This window comes from Hahella sp. NS-SX17 (genome assembly GCF_057367735.1).
In genome coordinates this window covers 5600173-5621126 of the sequence record NZ_CM170632.1, presented here as the reverse complement: position 1 = coordinate 5621126, position 20954 = coordinate 5600173, and the positions used below count along the sequence as shown (strand labels likewise).

Annotated in this window: 23 protein-coding genes and 2 tRNA genes; 22 read left to right on the top strand and 3 right to left on the bottom strand. The window is 52.4% G+C overall.

What is annotated here, in order from left to right:
* Nucleotides 1–231: 231 nt before the first annotated feature.
* The 16 genes from AC2IBB_RS25015 to nadA all read left to right on the top strand — a co-directional run bounded on the left by AC2IBB_RS25015 (nt 232) and on the right by nadA (nt 12640).
* Nucleotides 232–498, top strand: a complete 267-nt coding sequence (locus AC2IBB_RS25015) for an FmdB family zinc ribbon protein (protein WP_486329430.1) — start codon at nt 232–234, stop codon at nt 496–498.
* A gap of 98 nt (nt 499–596) precedes the next feature.
* Nucleotides 597–2369: an aspartate--tRNA ligase gene (gene aspS, locus AC2IBB_RS25010; RefSeq protein ID WP_486329429.1), complete on the top strand. Its 1773-nt coding sequence runs from the start codon at nt 597–599 to the stop codon at nt 2367–2369.
* An 84-nt stretch (nt 2370–2453) separates the two neighbouring features.
* A complete protein-coding gene (locus AC2IBB_RS25005) occupies nt 2454–3200 on the top strand; it encodes a YebC/PmpR family DNA-binding transcriptional regulator (RefSeq protein WP_486329428.1) in 747 nt (248 codons plus the stop codon).
* Nucleotides 3201–3344: 144 nt separating this feature from the next.
* On the top strand, nt 3345–3863 hold the full coding sequence (gene ruvC, locus AC2IBB_RS25000) for a crossover junction endodeoxyribonuclease RuvC (RefSeq protein ID WP_486329427.1): 519 nt from the start codon (nt 3345–3347) through the stop codon (nt 3861–3863).
* A 106-nt stretch (nt 3864–3969) separates the two neighbouring features.
* The gene (gene ruvA, locus AC2IBB_RS24995; protein WP_486329426.1) at nt 3970–4584 is read left to right on the top strand and encodes a Holliday junction branch migration protein RuvA; all 615 of its coding nucleotides are present in this window, start codon (nt 3970–3972) and stop codon (nt 4582–4584) included.
* 54 nt (nt 4585–4638) lie between these two features.
* Nucleotides 4639–5649, top strand: coding sequence for a Holliday junction branch migration DNA helicase RuvB (gene ruvB / locus AC2IBB_RS24990; protein WP_486329425.1), 1011 nt, complete (start codon nt 4639–4641; stop codon nt 5647–5649).
* A gap of 35 nt (nt 5650–5684) precedes the next feature.
* A complete protein-coding gene (gene ybgC, locus AC2IBB_RS24985) occupies nt 5685–6104 on the top strand; it encodes a tol-pal system-associated acyl-CoA thioesterase (RefSeq protein ID WP_486329424.1) in 420 nt (139 codons plus the stop codon).
* A 69-nt stretch (nt 6105–6173) separates the two neighbouring features.
* The gene (gene tolQ, locus AC2IBB_RS24980; RefSeq protein WP_011398674.1) at nt 6174–6857 is read left to right on the top strand and encodes a protein TolQ; all 684 of its coding nucleotides are present in this window, start codon (nt 6174–6176) and stop codon (nt 6855–6857) included.
* Nucleotides 6858–6872: 15 nt separating this feature from the next.
* The gene (gene tolR, locus AC2IBB_RS24975) at nt 6873–7295 is read left to right on the top strand and encodes a protein TolR (RefSeq protein ID WP_011398673.1); all 423 of its coding nucleotides are present in this window, start codon (nt 6873–6875) and stop codon (nt 7293–7295) included.
* 24 nt (nt 7296–7319) lie between these two features.
* Nucleotides 7320–8318, top strand: coding sequence for a cell envelope integrity protein TolA (gene tolA / locus AC2IBB_RS24970; protein ID WP_486329423.1), 999 nt, complete (start codon nt 7320–7322; stop codon nt 8316–8318).
* 28 nt (nt 8319–8346) lie between these two features.
* A complete protein-coding gene (gene tolB / locus AC2IBB_RS24965; RefSeq protein WP_486329422.1) occupies nt 8347–9639 on the top strand; it encodes a Tol-Pal system beta propeller repeat protein TolB in 1293 nt (430 codons plus the stop codon).
* 27 nt (nt 9640–9666) lie between these two features.
* The gene (pal, locus tag AC2IBB_RS24960) at nt 9667–10230 is read left to right on the top strand and encodes a peptidoglycan-associated lipoprotein Pal (protein WP_486329421.1); all 564 of its coding nucleotides are present in this window, start codon (nt 9667–9669) and stop codon (nt 10228–10230) included.
* Nucleotides 10231–10267: 37 nt separating this feature from the next.
* Nucleotides 10268–11104, top strand: a complete 837-nt coding sequence (gene ybgF / locus AC2IBB_RS24955; protein ID WP_486329420.1) for a tol-pal system protein YbgF — start codon at nt 10268–10270, stop codon at nt 11102–11104.
* A 93-nt stretch (nt 11105–11197) separates the two neighbouring features.
* Nucleotides 11198–11273, top strand: a tRNA-Lys gene (locus AC2IBB_RS24950).
* 52 nt (nt 11274–11325) lie between these two features.
* Nucleotides 11326–11401: transfer RNA gene (locus AC2IBB_RS24945), tRNA-Lys, on the top strand.
* A 177-nt stretch (nt 11402–11578) separates the two neighbouring features.
* Complete coding sequence (gene nadA / locus AC2IBB_RS24940) at nt 11579–12640, top strand: quinolinate synthase NadA (protein WP_486329419.1); 1062 nt, start codon at nt 11579–11581, stop codon at nt 12638–12640.
* A 41-nt stretch (nt 12641–12681) separates the two neighbouring features.
* Here nadA and AC2IBB_RS24935 read toward each other — a convergent pair whose 3' ends face one another.
* Nucleotides 12682–14130 (bottom strand): M48 family metalloprotease, encoded by a 1449-nt coding sequence (locus tag AC2IBB_RS24935; RefSeq protein WP_486329418.1) that lies wholly within the window; start codon nt 14128–14130, stop codon nt 12682–12684.
* A gap of 198 nt (nt 14131–14328) precedes the next feature.
* Here AC2IBB_RS24935 and AC2IBB_RS24930 point away from each other — a divergent pair, with 198 nt between their 5' ends.
* Both AC2IBB_RS24930 and AC2IBB_RS24925 read left to right on the top strand, forming a co-directional pair.
* Complete coding sequence (locus AC2IBB_RS24930; protein ID WP_486329417.1) at nt 14329–14568, top strand: sulfurtransferase TusA family protein; 240 nt, start codon at nt 14329–14331, stop codon at nt 14566–14568.
* A gap of 35 nt (nt 14569–14603) precedes the next feature.
* Complete coding sequence (locus tag AC2IBB_RS24925) at nt 14604–15665, top strand: AI-2E family transporter (RefSeq protein ID WP_486329416.1); 1062 nt, start codon at nt 14604–14606, stop codon at nt 15663–15665.
* Nucleotides 15666–15787: 122 nt separating this feature from the next.
* On the opposite strand, the gene AC2IBB_RS24920 is transcribed toward AC2IBB_RS24925, so the two are convergent.
* Both AC2IBB_RS24920 and AC2IBB_RS24915 read right to left on the bottom strand, forming a co-directional pair.
* Complete coding sequence (locus AC2IBB_RS24920) at nt 15788–16249, bottom strand: peroxiredoxin (protein ID WP_486329415.1); 462 nt, start codon at nt 16247–16249, stop codon at nt 15788–15790.
* Nucleotides 16250–16360: 111 nt separating this feature from the next.
* Nucleotides 16361–16897, bottom strand: coding sequence for a glycine cleavage system transcriptional repressor (locus tag AC2IBB_RS24915; RefSeq protein ID WP_486329414.1), 537 nt, complete (start codon nt 16895–16897; stop codon nt 16361–16363).
* Nucleotides 16898–17250: 353 nt separating this feature from the next.
* Between AC2IBB_RS24915 and dapA the strand changes: the two genes are divergently transcribed.
* The 4 genes from dapA (at nt 17251) to AC2IBB_RS24895 (ending at nt 20845) form a co-directional block, all read left to right on the top strand.
* Nucleotides 17251–18132, top strand: coding sequence for a 4-hydroxy-tetrahydrodipicolinate synthase (dapA, locus tag AC2IBB_RS24910; RefSeq protein ID WP_486329413.1), 882 nt, complete (start codon nt 17251–17253; stop codon nt 18130–18132).
* Nucleotides 18133–18207: 75 nt separating this feature from the next.
* Complete coding sequence (gene bamC / locus AC2IBB_RS24905; protein WP_486329412.1) at nt 18208–19179, top strand: outer membrane protein assembly factor BamC; 972 nt, start codon at nt 18208–18210, stop codon at nt 19177–19179.
* 26 nt (nt 19180–19205) lie between these two features.
* Nucleotides 19206–19916, top strand: coding sequence for a phosphoribosylaminoimidazolesuccinocarboxamide synthase (purC, locus tag AC2IBB_RS24900; protein ID WP_486329411.1), 711 nt, complete (start codon nt 19206–19208; stop codon nt 19914–19916).
* A 197-nt stretch (nt 19917–20113) separates the two neighbouring features.
* A complete protein-coding gene (locus AC2IBB_RS24895) occupies nt 20114–20845 on the top strand; it encodes a TIGR04219 family outer membrane beta-barrel protein (RefSeq protein WP_486329410.1) in 732 nt (243 codons plus the stop codon).
* The last annotated feature ends 109 nt before the right edge of the window (nt 20846–20954 follow it).

The following is a 20954-nucleotide window of genomic DNA, read 5'->3' as shown; positions in this document are numbered from 1 at the left end:
TTAATATACCAACCGGCTGTATCAGGCGCTACCTGATAGTTGGGGCGAAAGTGGCTAGTATCAAGGCTTTACAGGTTAGGACTGATTTTGCTGAAAATAATGTTTATAATACAGCGCTTTTTTTGTCCGTCTGTGGCTTGTCCTCGTTGCGGGGCGGCCAGTCCAAAGGCGTCTAGAAGCCTTCTAACTTAATATGATTTTTGGTTTTTTCTGGAAAGAGGTCAGAGGAAAATGCCGATTTACGAATACGTTTGTAAATCCTGCGGGTTTAGTAAAGACGTTTTACAAAGCTTGAGCGAAGCGCCATTAACGGACTGCCCAAGCTGTGAAAAGCCCGAGTTTAAGAAGAAGATTTCAGCAGCGGGTTTTCGCCTGAAAGGCGGAGGCTGGTACGAGACAGATTTCAAAACCGGCAAGAAGAAAAACTTGGCGGGCGATAGCGGCTCTTCGTCCTCCAGCGCGGGTTCAAGCTCTAAAAGCAGCGGCTCCGCGGACTGATCGGCGCGGCCCTTTTTTATACATATCATGCAGTCGGAGCGCGGTCTCCGGCTGAAACTTAACAGACAGTAATCAGAATTTAAGACAGGATCAGGATTATGCGCAGTCATTATTGCGGTGAGGTCAACGAGTCTCTTGTAGATCAAGAAGTCACGCTTTGCGGTTGGGTTCACCGCCGTCGCGATCACGGAGGCGTTATCTTTTTGGATCTGCGAGATCGGGATGGTGTCGCGCAAGTAGTGTATGACCCTGATACGAATGAAGTTTTTCAGCTGGCCGAGCAGATTCGCGATGAATTCGTGGTGAAAGTCACGGGGCGTGTGCGCTTAAGGCCGGATGGTAAAGCCAACGCCGATATGTCCACCGGTATGGTGGAAGTGCTGGGCAAGCAGCTGGAAATTCTAAGTACTGCGAAAACGCCTCCCTTCCAGTTGGACGAATTCGTTCAGGTGGGTGAGGACGTGCGTCTGCGTTACCGTTACATGGACCTGCGCCGTCCGGAAATGCTCAACAAGCTGCGCTTCCGCTCCAAGGTCACCAGCTACATCCGTAACTTTCTTGACGGCAATGGCTTCATGGATGTGGAAACGCCGATTCTGACCCGGGCGACGCCAGAAGGCGCACGGGATTATCTGGTTCCCAGCCGTACGCATGAAGGCAGCTTCTTCGCCCTGCCGCAGTCTCCGCAGTTGTTCAAACAGTTGCTGATGATGTCCGGCGTAGACCGTTACTATCAAATCGCCAAGTGCTTCCGCGATGAAGACTTGCGCGCAGACCGTCAGCCTGAATTCACGCAGGTGGATATCGAAACCTCCTTCCTGAATGAAAACGAGATTATGTCCATCACCGAACGTCTGGTGCGGGATATGTTCCGTGATCTGTTGGAAGTGGAATTGCCAGAATTTCCGCGCATGCCCTTCGCCGAGGCGATGAACCGTTACGGTAGCGACAAACCTGATCTGCGTATTCCTTTGGAGCTGGTGGATGTGGGCGACCTGTTGACCAACGTGAGCTTCAATGTCTTCAGCGGCCCGGCTAATGATCCGAAGAGCCGGGTAGCGGCATTGCGTCTTCCAAAGGGCGGCGAACTGCTGTCTCGTAAACAGATCGACGACTATACCAAGTTTGTTGGTATCTACGGCGCCAAAGGCTTGCCTTATATTAAGGTTAACGAAAAAGCCAAAGGTCTGGAGGGACTGCAGTCTCCGATCGTTAAGCACATTGCTGACGTTATTGATCAGTTGTTGGAGCGCGTGGGGGCGGAAGATGGCGACATTATCTTCTTCGGCACCGACAAGACCCGTGTCGTCAACGAAGCGTTGGGCGCTTTGCGTGTGAAGCTGGGTCATGACCTTAACCTGCTTGAGAAACCATGGGCGCCGCTGTGGGTAGTGGACTTCCCGATGTTCGAAGAAGACGGCGAAGGCGGCTGGACCGCTATTCACCACCCGTTCACGGCGCCATCCTGCGCAGTGGAAATGCTGGAATCCGATCCTGAAAACGCCTTGTCCCGCGCTTATGACATGGTGTTGAACGGCACCGAATTGGGCGGCGGCTCCGTTCGTATACATGATTCCGACATGCAGGAGACCGTGCTGCGTATTCTGGGCATTGGCCAGGATGAGGCGCAAGAGAAGTTCGGCTTCCTGCTGGATGCGCTGAAGTTCGGCTGCCCGCCCCATGGTGGTTTGGCGTTCGGTCTGGATCGTCTGGTTATGTTGATGACCGGCGCTCAGTCTATTCGAGAAGTGATTGCGTTCCCGAAAACCCAGAGCGCGATGTGCATGATGACGCAGGCGCCGGGCAAAGTGGACCCGAGACAACTGCGCGAGCTTAATATTCGTCTGCGTAAAACCGAGCAGCCTGAATAAATTTGAGTGACGCCAATGCCTTGTCTTTGGCGTCGGCATGGCCAATCTATTTGTTGAAAGTAAAAGTATTTAGCGGAGAGTAACATGGCGGGGCACAGTAAGTGGGCCAATATCAAGCACCGTAAGGCGTCCCAGGACGCCAAGCGCGGAAAGATATTCACCAAGCTGATCCGGGAAATTACCGTGGCGGCGAAAAATGGAGCATTGCCTGAAGACAACCCAAGGTTGCGCGCGGTCATTGATAAAGCCCTGACCGTGAATATGAAAAAAGACACCATTGAGAAAGCGATTCAGCGCGGCGCAGGCGGCGGCGATGACTCCAACTTTGACGAGCTGACCTACGAGGGCTACGGTCCTGGCGGCGTCGCCGTGTATGTTGAGGTCATGACTGATAATCGTAATCGCACCGTAGCGGAAGTGCGTCATGCATTCAGCAAGCATGGCGGCAACCTGGGTACTGATGGCTCCGTTGCATACTTGTTCAGCAAAACCGGTGTGATTTTATTTGCGCCGGACGTCGATGAAGATGCGGTAATGGAAGCGGCCCTGGAAGCAGGCGCTCAGGATGTTATCGCCAATGATGACGGTTCTGTGGAAGTGCAAACCGCCGCTGAAGATTTTATGTCTGTCAAAGACGCGCTGATAGCGGCGGGCTTGACGCCGGAGTCGGCGGATGTCTCGATGGTGCCAGCGACCATGGCGCCATTGGATGTGGAAAACGGCGAAAAGGTCATGAAGCTGATCGAAATGCTGGAAGACCTGGATGATGTGCAGAATGTCTACAGTAATGCGGACATACCTGATGAAGTGCTGGAGAGCATTGGCGGTTAATCTGCGCAGACTTGATATCAGCTTTTCCTGCAAGGCGGCGTTAGCCGCCTTTTTTGTTGGCGCTTGCAACGTAATTGTGGGCTTGCGTTATTCGGGTGGCTTATATAGAAATGAAACGACTTTGATGGGCTAAGTGGCCAATTTATGTTGAAAGTGTTAGGTATAGATCCCGGTTCGCGATTTACGGGGTATGGCGTGGTGGAGTGGGGCGGAGGTAAGCCGAGCTATGTCGCCAGCGGTTGTATTCGCGTCACCGGAGAAACATTGGCGGAACGCTTGCGTTGTATTTATCTGGGGGTCACTCAGGTCGTCAGCATGTATGCGCCCCACGAGGCGGCGATTGAGCAGGTTTTTATGGCGCGTAACGCGGACTCTGCTCTGAAGCTGGGGCAAGCGCGAGGCGTGGCGATTCTGGCTATGGCGGAGCAGGGGTTGCAAGTGGCGGAGTATTCCGCCAAGAAGGTAAAGCAGTCTGTTGTAGGCAAAGGAAATGCGGAAAAGTGGCAGGTTCAGCATATGATGCAGGCTATGTTGGACTTGCAGGCTAAGCCACAGGCGGATGCGGCGGATGCGCTGGCGATCGCTGTCTGTCATCTGCATACCCAGCAAAGTCTGATGCGTATTGGCTCGGTATCAGGTAGTCGTCGTGGTCGTATGCGATAAGCGTTTTTATATGTTGGTTGCATCATGGCCGCTTAAATTTGCATGTTAGAGGTCCAGCGCGACTAAGTTCCCGAAATAATTGGTTCATATATAGAAGAGGTTTCCCTTGATCGGAAGACTGGTAGGTAAGTTGGCGGAAAACCATCCGCCCTTTGTGCTGCTGGATGTAAATGGCGTGGGTTACGAGGTGGAGGTGCCTTTGTCTGCGTTGGGTTACTTGCCTAAATTGGGCGAATCCTGCTCTCTATTTACGCATTTTGTCGTGCGCGAAGATGCGCAGCTGCTATACGGATTTATTCGTCGCGAAGACCGGGAATTATTTCGTTTGCTGTTGAAAGTAAACGGTGTGGGGCCAAAGATGGCTGTGGCGATACTGTCTCACATGTCTCCGAATGAATTTGTCGAATGCGTTCGCGGCGATAATCTGACCCGACTTACCAAGATGCCTGGTGTGGGAAAAAAGACGGCTGAAAGGCTGCTGATAGAAATGCGCGACCGGATCAAGGACTGGGGTGTGGGAGGCCGTGAAACGGCGACGCCGGAACTGCTGGATCAGCCTGCTGGCGGCCATTCCCATCTGGAAGAGGCGGAAGCCGCTTTGCTGGCGCTGGGCTACAAACCGCAAGAAGCCAGTCGCGCTATTAACGCCGTTTATAAGGACGGGATGGGGCGGGACGAGCTGATTCGTCTGGCTCTGAAGGGGATGGTAAAAACCAAGTAGCCACGCTATGATGCCCCCAACGTTTGACGCCAATAAAGACTTCAAAAGCACCCCATGATCGAAGCGGATCGCATAATCTCGCCAAACGCCACTCTGCAGGAAGATTCCCAAGACCGAGCCATTCGCCCCAAGAAGCTGGAAGACTATGTCGGCCAGCCGCAGGTGCGCGAGCAAATGGAAATCTTCATCAATGCTGCGCGTGGACGTCAGGAAGCATTAGACCATACCTTGATATTCGGCCCGCCAGGGCTGGGTAAAACCACGCTGGCGAATATCATCGCCAATGAGATGGACGTCTCCATCAAAACCACTTCTGGCCCCGTTCTTGAGAAAGCCGGCGATCTTGCTGCGTTACTGACGAATCTGGAGCCGAAGGACGTGTTGTTCATTGATGAAATTCATCGACTCAGCGCGGCGGTTGAAGAGGTGTTGTATCCGGCGATGGAAGACTATCAGTTGGACATCATGATCGGGGAAGGGCCGGCGGCGCGTTCCATCAAACTGGATCTGCCGCCGTTTACCTTGGTGGGCGCCACCACCCGGGCGGGACTGCTGACGTCGCCCCTGCGAGACCGTTTTGGAATCGTGCAGCGCTTGGAGTTTTACTCGGTTGAGGACTTGCGCCATATCGTTTCGCGCTCGGCCAGCTTGCTTGGGGTTTCTATAGATGACGGCGGCGCGCATGAAATCGCCAGACGCTCAAGAGGAACGCCCCGTATCGCTAACCGATTATTGCGACGAGTGCGCGATTATGCGGAAGTGAAGGCGGACGGAGCCATTACCAATGATGTGGCGGATAAGGCTCTCAACATGCTGAATGTGGATTTGCATGGCTTCGATCATATGGATCGTCGTCTGTTGTTGGCCGTCATGGAAAAATTTGACGGCGGCCCGGTGGGAGTGGAGAGTCTGGCTGCGGCCATTGGCGAAGAAAAGGGCACGATTGAGGATGTGGTGGAGCCATATCTGATTCAGCAGGGTTTCCTAATGCGCACGCCACGCGGCAGGGTGGCGACTCAAGCGGCGTACGACCACTTTGGTCTGGCTATGCCAGAGCAGAGATGACAAGGCTTTTGGCGAGATTTTATTAAGGGAATTTAATGACTTCCGGCTCGTTTGTGTGGCCCGTTCGAGTATATATTGAAGACACTGACGCTGGCGGTATCGTTTTTTACGCCAACTATCTGCGTTTTATGGAAAGAGCTCGCACCGAGTTCATCCGGTCTCTAGGGTTTCCCAGACTGGAAACGGTGGACCTTGACGCCCAGTTCGTCGTGCATAGTCTGGCTTTACAATATCACAGCCCGGCGCGTCTTGATGATGAAGTGGCTGTAAGCGCCCACATCGTCAAACTGGGGCGTACCTACATGGAATTTGAGCAGAACATCACTCGGGGCGAGAAGGTGGAAATGCTGGTCTCCGGGAGAGTCAAAGTCGCTTGCATAGACAAAGTCAGCTTCAGGCCGAGGCCAATCCCAGGAGATTTGGCCTCGGCGCTGCAAAAAGGTATAAACGTTTAGTTTTTGCGGCTCCCCGCTATGAAAGGCGGCGGTCCGCCCACGATAAAAACAGCAATAGGAGTCCTATAAGTGGAGGATAAACTTTCAATTTGGGCGCTGATTAGCAACGCCAGCTTTTTGGTGCAGATTGTCATGCTGATCCTGCTCGCAGCCTCGATTGTCTCCTGGATGATTATCTTCCAGCGCGCCAGAATCTTCGGCTTGGCGCGCAGGGCGACCACCAAGTTTGAGGAGCGTTTCTGGTCCGGTATGGACCTTAATCAGCTCTATCGTGAATCCAGCGCTGCGCCAAATCCCAACAGCGGTATGGAACAGATTTTCCGTTCAGGTTTCAAAGAATTCTCCCGTTTGCGCCAGCAAGCAGGCGTCGATCCTGATGCGGTAATGGAAGGTACGCAGCGCTCTATGCGCGTTGCGATGTCCAGAGAAATGGACAGGCTGGAGGCGCATTTGCCGTTTTTAGCTACAGTCGGCTCAACGACTCCTTATATCGGACTATTCGGCACTGTTTGGGGAATTATGAACTCCTTTCGTGGGTTGGCTCACCTTCAGCAAGCGACTATTTCAACGGTGGCGCCGGGTATTTCTGAGGCGTTGATTGCGACGGCTATGGGGCTTTTCGCCGCTATTCCTGCGGTAATCGCTTACAACCGTTACTCGGCCAGAAGTGAGAGTCTCGCCAATTCCTTTCAGACTTTTGCGGAAGAGTTTTCCAGCATCCTGCATCGCAGAGTTCACGCAAAGTCCTCTTAAAAGGAGAACCAATCCTTGGATTTTACCCGCGTAAAGAAAAAGCAGATGGCGGAAATCAACGTCGTGCCTTATATCGACGTCATGCTGGTGTTGCTGGTCATTTTTATGATCACCGCGCCGATGCTGATGCAGGGCGTGAATGTGGATTTGCCGCAAACGGAGTCGGAAGCGTTGCAGATCTCACCCGAGACGCCGCCTCTAGTGGTGTCGGTGGACGCATTTGGCGCTTATTTTGTAGAAGTCGGCGATGATCGTTCCAAGCCCATGCCGCTGGATGATGTGGTGAAACGGGTAAGCTTGGTGCGGGAGACCAACAAGGCGGTAATGGTCCTGGTGCGAGGCGATCGTAACGTTCCGTACGGAACGATAGTGGGGCTGATGGCGGCGTTGAAGGACGCCGGCGTGGCGAACGTCGGGCTGATTACAGAGAAGCCTTAAGCTGTTATGGGTGAAAGATAAGCTGTGAAGGATAGCTCCGGTAATCAACCAAAAAGCGGATACATCGGTCCGGCGCTGTTTTCCGTCATATTGCATTTGGGTATCGCAGGTCTGGCGTTTCTGGGCTGGTCCGCCCATACGCCGCCTACTCCCGTCATTCCGCACATGCAGGCGATGGTGATTGACGCTGACGCACTGAAACAAATGACTAAGCCTGAGCCTAAACCTGCCGTCAAGAAAGAAGAGCCGAAAAGGGAAGACGAACAGCAAAAGAAACAGCAAGAGCTGGAAAAGCAGCGCCAGGAAGAATTGAAGCGGCGGGAGCAGGCGAAGCAAGAAGCTGAGCGCAAGGCTGCGGCGGAAAAAAAGCGTGAACAAGAAGCGATTGCGCTGAAGAAAAAGCAGGAAGAAGAGCGTAAGAAGAAAGAGGAAGAAAAACGCCAGGAAGAGGAAAAGCGTAAGGCCGAAGAGAAGAAGCAGGCTGAAGAGAAACGCAAGGCGGAAGAAGAGCGTAAAAAGAAAGAAGCTGAACGCAAGAAAAAAGAGGAAGAGAAGCGTCTGGCTGAGCAAAAGCAAAAAGAGCTTGAGCGTCAGATGAAAGAGGCGCGCGAGAAAAAGCGCCAGGAAGAGCTGAAAAAAGCGGAAGAGCTGAAAATGGCTCAAGAGGCGGCTGAGTATGAGCGTCGACTGCAAGAGCAGCTTGAAGCGGAGAGCGCCGCTCAGCGGCAACAGCGTGAATTAACTGAAGTTGAGAAGTACAGGGCGCTGATTTACTCCGCCGTGACTCAGGCTTGGCTGCAGCCCCCAGGAGAAATCAAAGGTTTAAAAGCGGAGCTACAATTGCAGTTGTTGCCGACAGGTGAACTTTTATCCGTGAAGGTTGTTAAGTCCAGCGGTAACAGCGCTTTTGATCAGTCGGCGATTAGTGCGGCCAATGCGGTAAGAAAATACTCCGTGCCTTCTGATCCCGGTTTATTTAATCGGGAATTTAGAAACGTAACCTTTATTTTTAATCCCAAATAAAAATCACTGCCTATTTGTAAGTGTTCCAATGAAAAAACGAATTTTTTTTACACTGGTTTTATTGATAAGCGGGTTGGCGCGAGCTGACCTGGTCATTGAAATTGATAAAGGAAGCCGGGCCGCTATACCCGTAGCGGTGGTTCCGTTCGCCAATGAGTCAGGGCAATCGTTGGCGGAAGATATTGGGCAAATTGTCACTGAGGACTTAAAGCGTTCCGGAGATATAGAGCCTTTGGATCGCACCAAAATGCTAAGCATCCCCAGTAAGGCGGAGGAAATTTATTTTCGCGATTGGGGGCTGCTGGGGCAGCGCTACCTGTTGGTTGGCGGAGTGCAATACGATGCGCCATCGCAAGTATATAAGGTGCGCTATGAGCTCTATAACGTTCAGTCGCAACAAAGAGTGATCGGCAAAATCATCAGTGGAAAGAGTGAGCAGCTGAGAGATTTGGGGCATGCCATTGCGGATGCTGTATATGAGGCGGTTACTGGAATTCGTGGTGTATTCTCTACGCGCATCGCTTACGTCACTTTGGAGAAAAATGGATCCAAAAACCTTTATAAGCTGGAAGTGGCGGACGCCGATGGGCGTCGTTCAAAACTGGTTTACAAATCACCAATGCCTATTATTTCTCCTGCTTGGTCTCCTGACGGTAAAAAGCTGGCGTACGTTTCCTTTGAGTCCCAGCGCCCAGCTATATACGTGCAAGATGTCGCCAGCGGAGTGCGCACGCAGGTCACCTCCTATAAAGGTTTGAACAGCGCGCCCACCTGGTCTCCAGACGGCAGCAAGCTGGCGGTGACGTTGTCGAAAGATGGCAATGCTGAAATATATGTTCTGGATTTGCGCAATAACTCCCTGAAGCGGTTGACCAATCACTGGGCGATTGACACAGAAGCTTCCTGGTCGCCAGACGGAAGAACCATTGCGTTCACTTCAGATCGCGGCGGCGGCCCGCAGATCTACTTGATGGATGCCTCGGGCGGCTCTCCCCGCAGATTGACCTTCGAAGGGCGCTATAATTCACGTCCTCGTTTTAGCGTTGACGGCAAGAAGGTCTATTATGTTCATCAACGTGACGGTTCATTCAATGTGGCGTCACTGGATTTGGAGTCTGGACAGGATCAGATTTTGACGCAAACCGAAATGGATGAATCTCCAAGTGTCGCGCCCAATGGAAGTATGATAATTTATGCAACCCAGAAAAACGGTAAGGGCGTATTGGCGGTTGTAGGAGTCAACTCCGGATCGAAGTATACCCTGCCGGCCCAGTTTGGCGACGTGCGGGAACCGGCCTGGTCCCCGTATATTTCAAGATAAAACAAGCTAAGTATGTAAGGAAAAGCTATGAATGTACTGAGTATTCGTAATATTTTCGCGCTGGTGTTGGTCTCTTTTATTGCTGCGGGTTGTACTTCAACCGATACCAAACCAGACGAAACTGTTGGTGTAGTTGATCAAGACGGCGCTGATGCTGGCGGCGTTGGTTTGGGCGATGGGTCAGGTTTGTCTGAAGAGGAGCTGGCTGAGCAGCGACGTCTGGCTGAGCAAAACGCAATGACCGCAGAGCAAGATGCACTGCGTGAAGTTCGCGTATTCTATTTCGATTTTGACAAAACTATCGTGAAGCCAGAGTCTCACATGGCTCTGCGCGCTCACGCGGCGTTGCTGGCGGCCAACCCTGCTGTAAAGGTTGTTCTGAACGGTTATGCGGATGAGCGCGGCACCAAAGAATACAACCTTGCATTGGGCGAGCGTCGCGCGCAGGCGATTGAACGCTTTTTGGTAGTGAATGGCGCCAGCGGCAGCCAGATCGAAACCGTCAGCTATGGCGAAGAGTTCCCTGTCGATACGGCTCACAATGAAGCGGCTTGGAACAAAAATCGTCGCGTAGTGGTTGAGTACAAGTAATATTTTTTGAACCTATAAAGGACGGATAGCCGAACTGATGTCTAAGAAAACTATTCGGAATGTAACTCTCCTTGGCGTATTGGCGTATGGAGCGTTGTCTCCGCTGGCGTTGGCGGCATCGTCAACGACGACGCCCGTATTGCAGGTGCGCCCGGCGCAACAGCAAGCTCCTTCAGCGGGCGGCTCTGCGGCGGAAATGCTCTACATGTTTGAGCAAATGCAACAGGAGGTGAGGGAGCTCAGAGGACAAGTGGAAGAGCTCAGGCATCAGGTTGACCAGATGAAGAAGCAGGAACGTGAACGCTATATTGATCTGGATCGGCGAATTTTAGAACTGCAGCGCCAGGGGACTCAGACGCGGGAAACCCGTCCCCCTGTCGCTGTTGACGGACCTGCTGCGACTCCTGGCGTGGATGCGTCAGTGAGGCCAACACCTGAACCTGCAGCCAGCTCTGATGAAGAGGCGCTTGTGCTGACTCCAAATAAAGCGCCTCCGTCTGTAGCGGAGCAGCAGGAATACGATCAGGCGTTTGATTTGATAAAGCGTCGTGAGTACGACAAAGCGGTAGAGGCTCTGCATGCTTTCATCAAGAAGTATCCAGAATCGGACCTGTCCGCCAATGCGTACTATTGGTTGGGAGAAGTGTATCTGGTGATTCCCAAGCTGGAGCAGGCGCGTCAGGCGTTTGTGGTTGTTGTGGGAAAGTATCCAGAGCATAGAAAGGCTCCTGACGCCATGTATAAGCTTGGCGTTACCTATCATCGCTTGGGCGACAACGCCGAGGCGAAGAAATATTTGAGTCAAGCCGTAAGTCGTTTTCCGGGGACTTCCCCTGCAAATTTGGCGAAGGATTATTTAAGACAGGTGCAGTGAGGGCGCCTGAAAAAAGATGTGTTTTTTTCTGAAAAAAATTTGAAAAAACCTCTTGTCATTTCCCTCAGAATCAGTAGTATATGCGCCTCGCTTGGGTCGTTAGCTCAGTCGGTAGAGCAGTTGGCTTTTAACCAATTGGTCGATGGTTCGAATCCATCACGACCCACCATTAAATTCCGGATTGTCGCCATTATGGCGGCAGCCATCCAAGAAAGTTTCTTGGGTCGTTAGCTCAGTCGGTAGAGCAGTTGGCTTTTAACCAATTGGTCGATGGTTCGAATCCATCACGACCCACCATGATATGCAAAACGGGACCTTCAAGGTCCCGTTTTTGTTTCTGCTCCTTTCTCTACTAATCGGCCTGTTTCCTGCAGATTGATGAAAAGCTTAATCGGCGCGCATCATGTCGTATAATGTCGCTGTGACGGCAAATTGCTGTGTATACAAAATATTATTAAACACGGGTCAAAATTGATGAGTGCTATAAGCGACCGAATTTTTGTTCAGGAGCATCTCGCTCGAGAGCACGAAGCCAGTGAGTTGAGTCCAGAAGAGGCGGAGCGTCTAAGGGCGGAGATAAAGGAGCTGTTAGTGCAGGAGGACGCTGTACTGGTGGCGCACTACTACACAGATCCCATGCTGCAGGCGCTGGCTGAGGAAACGGGAGGTTGCGTAGCGGACTCTCTGGAGATGGCTCGCTTTGGCAATCAGCACCCAGCGTCGACTCTGATGGTGTGTGGTGTCCGCTTTATGGGGGAAACGGCGAAGATCCTTAACCCTGAGAAAACGGTTCTCATGCCCACTCTGGAGGCGACCTGTTCGCTGGATATCGGTTGTCCTATAGAAGAGTTTTCTGCGTTCTGTGATGAGCACAAGGATCGTACGGTAGTGGTGTATGCGAATACTTCCGCTGCGGTCAAAGCGCGGGCGGACTGGGTTGTCACATCCAGTATCGCCTTGGATATCGTCGAGTATTTGCATGAGCAGGGCGAGAAGATCATTTGGGCTCCTGACAAGCACTTGGGCGGCTATGTGAAGAATAAAACAGGGGCGGACATTTTGCTGTGGGACGGCTCCTGTATCGTGCATGAGGAGTTCAAGTCAAAAGGCTTGTCCGATCTTAAGCAGTTGTATCCTGGCGCGGCGGTGTTGGTGCATCCTGAATCGCCGGAAGCTGTCGTAGATATGGCGGATGTCGTAGGTTCCACATCGCAGTTGATCAATGCGGTCAAAAATATGTCGAATGAGCAATTCATTGTCGCCACTGACGCCGGTATTTTTTACAAAATGCAGCAGATGGCTCCAGAGAAAACCCTCATTGAGGCGCCCACTGCCGGGAATGGGGCGACGTGCAGAAGTTGTGCGCACTGCCCCTGGATGGCGATGAATGGCTTGGAAAATCTGCGTGATGTCCTGATTAATAAGCGTCAGGAGATTATTGTAGAAGCGGATTTACGAGAGAAGGCGCTGATCCCTCTGCAGCGAATGCTTAACTTCTCCAAAGAACGCCAGGTGGCGATAAAAGGTAACGCCTAACTTTATGCGTCAAGGCGTACCCATGTGGTGCGCCTGGAGTTTTAAAACTTAAACTCCTTGCCTGCGTTGCTGAAATCTTTCATCCGCTTTTGGATAATCGCCATCCTCTGATAGTTGCCTTCACTTTTACTTTGCGCCTGACGTAACTGTTGGGTGGCTTTACTTATATTTCCAGTAAGGTAGAAATATTCCGCCCGTGCCAGGTGTAGCTCGGCGATTGAGCCCGCCAGTCCGTGGGTCTCCGCCAGTTCGTACCAAAGGCTGGGTTCTGCGCTATAGCTTGCAGTCAGCCCTCGCAGCAGGCGCTCTGCTTCTTTGTGTTCGCCCTGCTGGTTCAGGAGGCGAGCCAGATCCATGCTTAATGGGTAGTTGCCAGGGCTGCGCTGAAGGTGTTTTCTGAGAACCTGAATGGCTTCTTCGCTTCTTTTGCTTGCCGCCAGCCAGTCTGCATAAGCGACTACTATCGATATTCGATTGCTGTCAATTTTGAGTAGCTGCTCCATGGCGTCTTTGGCGTCTTGCGGACGCTCTACTTTATTGGCGCTGATGACTTGTCCGTACAGCGCCGCCAGGCGAGAGTTCTCCGTGCCGCCTGTGGCTTGCGCTTTGAATAGGTTGAATGCGTCCTCTGCATTCTTGGCGTAATGCAGTAGTACGCGACTTTGCATAATGTAGTAGTCCGGGTCTTCCTTGTAGGCGCCGGCGGGATAGTTGGCGGCTCTGGCGGCGGTGTCGGAAACTCGGCTCTCTGTGAGAGGGTGGGTCCGCAGGTATTCGGGAAATTGCTGTGCATAACGGCTGTTGCGCAGCATTTTTTCAAACATGCTGGACATGGCGCGAGGCTCCATGCCGCTTGCAGCGAGAGTCTCCAGACCGAGCCGATCCGCTTCCTGCTCATTCTGTCTGCTATAGCTCAATTGTTCCTGTATGGAGTAAGCCTGAGTTGACGCCAAAGCCGCTACGCCAGCGTCAGAACCGGCGGTGGCTGCGATAATGACGCTCGCCAGGATCCCCGCCATATTCAAAGCGGTGTGCATCTTGCTCTCTTCCAGGCGGCGAGCAAAATGGCGCTGGCTTAAATGGGCGATTTCGTGGGCCAGTACTCCCGCCATTTCCTGCTCGCTTTGCGCATAAAGAAACAGGCCGGCGTTGACGCCTATAACGCCGCCAGGAACGGCGAATGCGTTCAATATGTTGGAGTCGACCACAACGGTGGTCAGGTTGTGATCTTGCAGCTCGCTGTTGGGCGCCAGCTTAAAGATCAGATCTCTCACATAAACCGTCAGCAAGGGGTCGGCGTACATAGGGAGTTGCGAGCGCAGAGAGCGCAGCCAGGCTTGGCCCAGTGCTTGCTCCTGAGCCGGCGTAATAATAGCGCCGCTGCTGTCCCCCAGTTCAGGTAGTGCGGACTCGTCTGCGTAAGTGACGGGAGAAAGGGTCAGGCTGAACAATAATGGAATAAGGTATTTTTTGCGCATGGAATCAGGCATCGGCAGCAGAATCCGCTATTTGGCGGAATGCGGGATTTACACGACTTTAAGCTGTTTGAGAGAAATCTTCTAATACTTTAACGCCTGAGATTGTACGTCAATCAGCAGAAAGAAGTGACGTCTTATCAATTACAATATAGCAATATGTGGTTGATATCCCTATCATGCGGAGCAAATCAACCGGTAGTTGGAGGATCAATGTCTAATCAGGATGCAGCGGTCAGCACGCTTGATTTAAGGGGCTTGAAATGCCCGATGCCGTTGTTGAAGACTAAGCAGAAGCTGAACGCGATGGCCGCGGGTGAGCAACTATTGGTGGTGACGACAGACCCTGGCTCGCAAAGGGATTTTTCATCCTATCTGCAACTCAGTGCGCACACTCTGGTGGAGAGCAGGGTGGAGAGCGGCGAGTTCCATTTTCTGATTTTGCGCGGCTGATTCTCTCTCATGACATTAAGTGTGAGCGCATTTCGATGTTAAAAGTGTTTAAGAGTTGGTTTGACAAGTACTTCTCAGACGAGGAGGCCGTCATTCTGTTTTTCCTGCTGGTGGCGGGCGTACTGGTCATGGCGTTTTTTGGCGCCATGCTGGCGCCGGTAATTGGCAGTATTGTTATCGCCTATATTCTGCAGGGGCTGGTGATTAAGCTGCAACGCTTGGGTATGGGGCATATTTACGCCGTGCTTTCTGTGTTTATGCTGTTTGTGGGCGTGACTCTGGCGATAGTTCTGTTGATTCTTCCGCTCATGGTGCGTCAGGTCACCTCCTTGTTTCAGGAGTTGCCCACTATGATGACCAACTTGCAGGCGCTGATTAAGCTTTTGCCTCAGCAGTATCCCCAATTTTTCACGGAAGAGAGTGTGGTGGGGCTGTATCGTCAATTGACGACGGAGGTGAGTAAGATCACGCAGTTGGTGTTTTCCTTTTCGCTGTCCAGTATTCCCACTTTGTTGGCGATCATGATCTATGCGGTGCTAGTGCCGATTATGGTGTTCTTTTTCCTGAAGGACCGGGCGGTCATTCTGAACTCTCTGTCGACCCTGTTGCCGACGGAACGCCGACTGATGACCAATATCTGGGCGGAGGCCAACATGCAGTTCGCCAACTATATCCGCGGCAAGGTGCTGGAAATTCTGATTGTTGGCGTGGCGACTTATGTTGCGTTTGTTTTGATGGGACTTAACTATTCATTGTTGCTGGCGGTGTTGGTGGGGCTGTCGGTGGTGGTTCCCTATATCGGCGCTGCGATTGTGACTATTCCTGTGGCGCTTATCGCATTGTTTCAATGGGGATGGGGGCCGGACTTCATTTGGTTGATGGTAGCCTACGGCGTGATTCAGGCGCTGGATGGCAATGTGCTGGTGCCGTTGCTGTTCTCTGAAGTTGTGAATCTGCACCCGGTGGTAATTATTGTCAGTGTTCTTGTATTTGGGGGGCTATGGGGAATCTGGGGAGTGTTTTTTGCGATTCCTTTGGCGACGCTATTGAAGGCGATCTTTTCCGCCTGGCCAACCGTCAAAGCGGCGGGGGTCTGAAGCGAGGGCGGGCCCGGATAGGCGGGCTCGCCTTTTATCATCAGGCAGACAAATAACTTCCTTCTATTTGTCTGCAACAACAGGCTCCGCACATGGCGGGCCCTGTCTCCCGCGGTCTGGCGCTAAAGCGCTTTGACTGCATCCAGCACTTCTGTTACATGCCCTTTCACCTTTACTTTGCGCCACTCTTTGCGCAGTACGCCCTCTGCGTCAATGAGAAAAGTGGAGCGCTCAATGCCCATGTATTCCTTGCCATAAAGTTTTTTTAGCTTGATGACGTCAAAAACTTTGCATACGACCTCGTCTGGATCTGTGATGAGCTCGAAGGGAAAGTTATGTTTGGCTTTGAAGTTCTGGTGGGTTTTCAGGCTGTCTTTAGAGACGCCAAACACCACAGTGTTCAGTTTTTCGAGTTCGGCATAGTTATCTCTAAAGTCCTGGCCTTCAGTCGTACATCCTGGAGTATGGTCTTTGGGGTAGAAATAAATTACGACGTTTTTGCCCTTCAGGTCGCTCAGTCGAACGGTTTGATCCGGGGTGGCCTGAGCCTCAAAATCGGTAACGGTTTGTCCTGGCTGCGCCATGGCGGCTCCTTAACTCTATCTAAGTTAGTTTTATGTTTCGTGGTTTATGTGGGGTGTGTTGCACGTCTATTCTACGGCGGCGTCATCACGATGGATGCGTATCGCATGGCGTTATATCGAGCGCACTGGCTCCAGTACTGCATCCAGGTTCAAGTCATCGCAGAACAGCATGAACTCTTCGCGTAAACTCGCCAAATGCATGTCCGCGGGTATGTTTACGGTCATGTTGATGTTGAACATCTGCGTGCCGGAGTGTGGGGCGCTGTAGGTGTTTGTCTGCAACTCATCGATATTGATTTTGCGGGAATAAAAGAACTGCGCAATCCGGTAGACGATGCCTGGGTGGTCCAGCGCCACTACATTGACGTTATAAGTGAGGGCGCGCGCCGGGCGCCGGGCCTGGGTCTGTTTAATAATCAAGTTCAGGTCAAGCTTGCGGGCCAGTGGTGGAATCATGTTTTCCAGCTTGGCGATGGCGTCCCAGCTGCCGGACACCATCATGACCAGGGCGAATTCGGCGCCCAGCACTGTCATGCGGCTGTCGACAATGTTGCACTGGTAGTCTGAGCAGGCCTTGGCCAATTCATTAACGATCCCTGGGCGGTCTTCGCCAATAGCGGAAATGACCAGATAATTTTCTCTAGGCAATGTATTTCCCATTCTTAATGTAAATGTGTAGATGGATTGCAACGCACATAGTCCTCCGGGCCCATGCCACTGTCAAGTGTCGCCGGGCGCGGCGCTGGGGCGCTTTTGTCCGCGCCAGTCTTGTTAATATCAAGGGTGGGAAGTACCATACCCGGGTTAATAGAGGAAGGGCTCTCGGCGCCGTCCAAACGCTGATGTGAAATCGCTTTACAGCCTATTCCGGGATTATTCATGACATACCAATTCCGTATGGGTGGCGAGCGTTGTCCACAGGCGGCGTGTTTTATTCCACATGCGCCCTGCGACGCCGGTTTAGTGCGTAAAGAACTAGTTGTTAATACGTGGAGAACAAAATGATTAAAGGTAGCTTGGTTGCATTGGTGACTCCCATGCTTGAGGATGGCGCCATTGACTGGCCAAACCTTGACCGATTGCTCGATTTTCATATTGATAACGGCTCTCACGGCATCGTTGCCGTTGGCACCACTGGGGAGTCCGCGACCCTGGATTTTGAAGAGCATGAAGCTGTTATCAAACGAGTGGTGGATTACGTTAATGGACGCATTCCTGTCATTGCGGGTACTGGCGCAAACTCCACGACAGAAGCTCTGCACCTCACCGCACAGGCGAAAAAAGCCGGCGCCGACGCCTGTCTCTTGGTGACCCCCTACTACAACAAGCCTACTCAGGAAGGCCTTTTTCAGCACTTTAAAAAGCTGGCGGAGACCGTGGATATCCCGCAGATTCTCTACAATGTTCCAGGTCGCACTGCTTGTGATATGTCCAATGAGACTGCCCTGCGTCTGGCGCAGATTCCCAATATCGTAGGCATCAAGGACGCTACCGGAAATCTGGATCGCGGCCGTCAGCTTATTAACGCTTCGCCTGAGGGGTTTGCGGTATACTCTGGCGATGACGGCACTGCGGTTGAACTAATGTTGGCTGGCGGCAAAGGTAACATCTCCGTTACCGCCAACGTGGCGCCTAAATTGTTGTCCAGCCTGTGTGAGTTTGCTTTGAAGGGCGAGGCGGACGCAGCCCGCGCTTTGCAGGAAAAACTACAGTCGTTGCACAGCGCGATGTTTGTTGAATCCAACCCTATCCCAGTGAAGTGGGCGATGGCTGAAATGGGGCTGATCAGCTCCGGCATTCGCCTCCCATTGACGGAGTTGAGCCCTGAACGCAGACCCCAAGTGCGCGACGCTTTGCTGGCGTTGGATCTGATTAGCGAATAACGGACGGCCTCTGTTTTGATGAAACGTTTATTGAGTAGTGTTGTTATTGCGGCGGGGTTGTCGGGATGCAGTCTCATGACTGACCGCTCCAATCAATATATGCAGGCGGAGCGCGGCGACCCTCTGGTGGTTCCAGAGTGGTATTCCTCACGACGTCTACAGGACCGTTATCCTGTGCCCCATGCGGAAAAGGCGTTTGTCGCCAGCGAAGACTTCGTGGTTCCGCCTCCGCCAGCTCCCGGCTCCGATTTGTTGCAGGAGCATTTCGCCATCAAAAAGACGGCTGACGATATCTGGTTGCTGGCCAGCGAGCCGCCGGGGAAAGTCTGGCCTGCGCTGAAGCGCTACTGGGAGTCCCTCGGCGGGGGCGTGACAGAAGTGGATACGGCGGAAGGACGTATGCAGGCGAGCCTGCCTATGAACTCTCTGAAAGCGTCTGAATTCGTCAATAAAATGCAGCTCCAGTCATACGTGAATAATGAGCGGTTATTGCTACAGGTAAGAGTGCAGCAGGGGCTGAAGCGTCTCAGCTCTGAAGTGCGTGTGACGGTTCAAGGCATGCCGTTGGCTGGTCCAACGCAGCAGCAGGAAAACCTGTTGACGGATATGCGTCAGTATATGAGCGACCAGGGCGAGAACCTGGGCAGCTACTCGCTCGTGGCGCAAAATATAGGCGGTGAGTCTCGCGTCTCGTTGGTGGAGAGCGCTGAGCAGCCTTATCTCCGGGTGGATCTCAATTATGATCGCGCTTGGTTTGCGTTAGGGCAAGCGCTGACTGATAGTCGCATTCCCGTCATTGATATTAACCGTAGCGAGGGGGTGTACTTCGTGCGCTTCGTCGAGAAGGAGCATGAAAAAACCACCAGCTGGTGGTCTGGCTGGTTTGGCGGCGACGAAGAAGAGAAGCTGTCCGATAGATTCAATTTCCGCATTCTGCTGTCTCCCGCAGACGACGGCGTGCATATTTCCTCCGAGCCGACGTCGACTGGCGTGGGTCGGCAAGAGCAGTTGATTCTGCTTAACAAGATTCTGGATAACATGTCCTAATTCAACTAACTGCGGAGACGCCCTCAATGCAAAAGCTCGAAGAGCTGTATTCTGGAAAAGCCAAGTCGATCTTTAAAACGGATGACGCGGACCTGTTTGTAATGGAGTTCCGTGACGATACTTCCGCTTTCGACGGTGTAAAGAAAGCCAAGCTGAGCCGCAAGGGTGAAGTAAACAATAAATTCAATGCTTTCATTATGAGCAAGCTGGCGGAAGCTGGCGTGCCCGTGCATTTTGTTCGTCTGCTTTCCGAGCGTGAGTCCCTGGTCAAGCGTCTGCAGATGATTCCGGTAGAGTGTGTTGTGCGTAATGTGGCCGCTGGCAGCTTGTGTCGTCGCTTGGGGATTCGTGAAGGAATGGAGCTGAGCCCTCCTACTTACGAACTGTTCCTGAAGAACGACGAACTGCATGATCCGATGATCAACGAACACCACGCGCGCGCGTTCGGTTGGGCGACGGATGAGCAATTGGATGAAATGAAGGCGCTGACATTCAAAGTGAACGAGATTCTGAAATCTTTGTTTGACGCCGCCGGCATGACCCTGGTGGATTACAAGCTGGAGTTTGGTCTGGTTGACGGCAAGGTCGCGCTGGGCGATGAATTCAGCCCCGACGGCTGCCGTATCTGGGACAAGGCTACCGGAGAAAAAATGGACAAGGACCGTTTTCGTCAGGATCTGGGCGACGTCATCGAATATTACGAAGAAGTCGGCCGCAGGTTAGGCGTCCAGTTCTAATCACTCTCCTAATCGGGTCGGCCATCGCCGACCCTTTTTGTAAATAAAGTTGGTTCAGCAAGCGTTCATAATCAATAATTAAGCTGTGCCCGGGAGCCTTCGCACGACGCCCGGCCTGACGCAGGCTCCTCTAATGACTTTAAGCCCATCTGGTAATGCGGTGAGGGCTATTCGCCAATGAAATAGAGGAATGATTAATGAAAAGAGCAACAATGACGTTATTGGCGGTTATGGCCTGTAACGGCGCTTATGCTGATACGATTGGTCTGTTCGCCGGCGTGAGTGGTTGGAATGCGGACTTTACCGGCGACGTCCAGTCGGGTTCAGAATCCGTGGATCTGGAAAAGGATCTGGGACTGGGTGACGACACATTCATTCAAGGCTATGTGGCGTTTGAGCACTTCGTTCCCGGGCTGCCCAATTTTCGCCTGCAGTACACCGAGCTGAGCCAGAACGGCCAAGGCACACTAACCAAAACATTTGATGGCGTGACCTTTACTGGCGATGTCGACACCGACGTGGATCTGACCCATACCGACCTTATAGCCTATTGGCGTCTTTTAGATAATGTCGTATCACTTGACCTTGGTCTGCAGGCCCGTATTTTTGACGGTGAGATCAGTGTTAAGCAAAAAGGCGCATCCACGAATGAAAGCACCACGGCTATCGATGAAGTTGTGCCGATGCTGTACGGCGCAGTGGGTGTGGACCTTCCTCTTACCGGCTTAAGCGTCGGCGCCTCTCTTGCAGGCCTGAAATACAGCGACAACCGTATGCTCGACGTCGCCGCCCGCATCAACTATGAAATTGAGGTGGTGGGCGTTGAGCTTGGTTGGCGTGAAATGCAACTGGAGCTGGACGATGTCAGCGATGTGGACGCTGATGTGGATATCGGCGGACCATATCTCGGAGTAAGCGTTCATTTCTGATGTGATTGCGCCCTGATTGTTTGTGGGGCGTTTGAGTTGTTTTTGAGCGCCTGGCGCACTGCTTTTCGCCAGGCGCGCTTCGAGACTGAATTCGTATAGGGGGATGTAA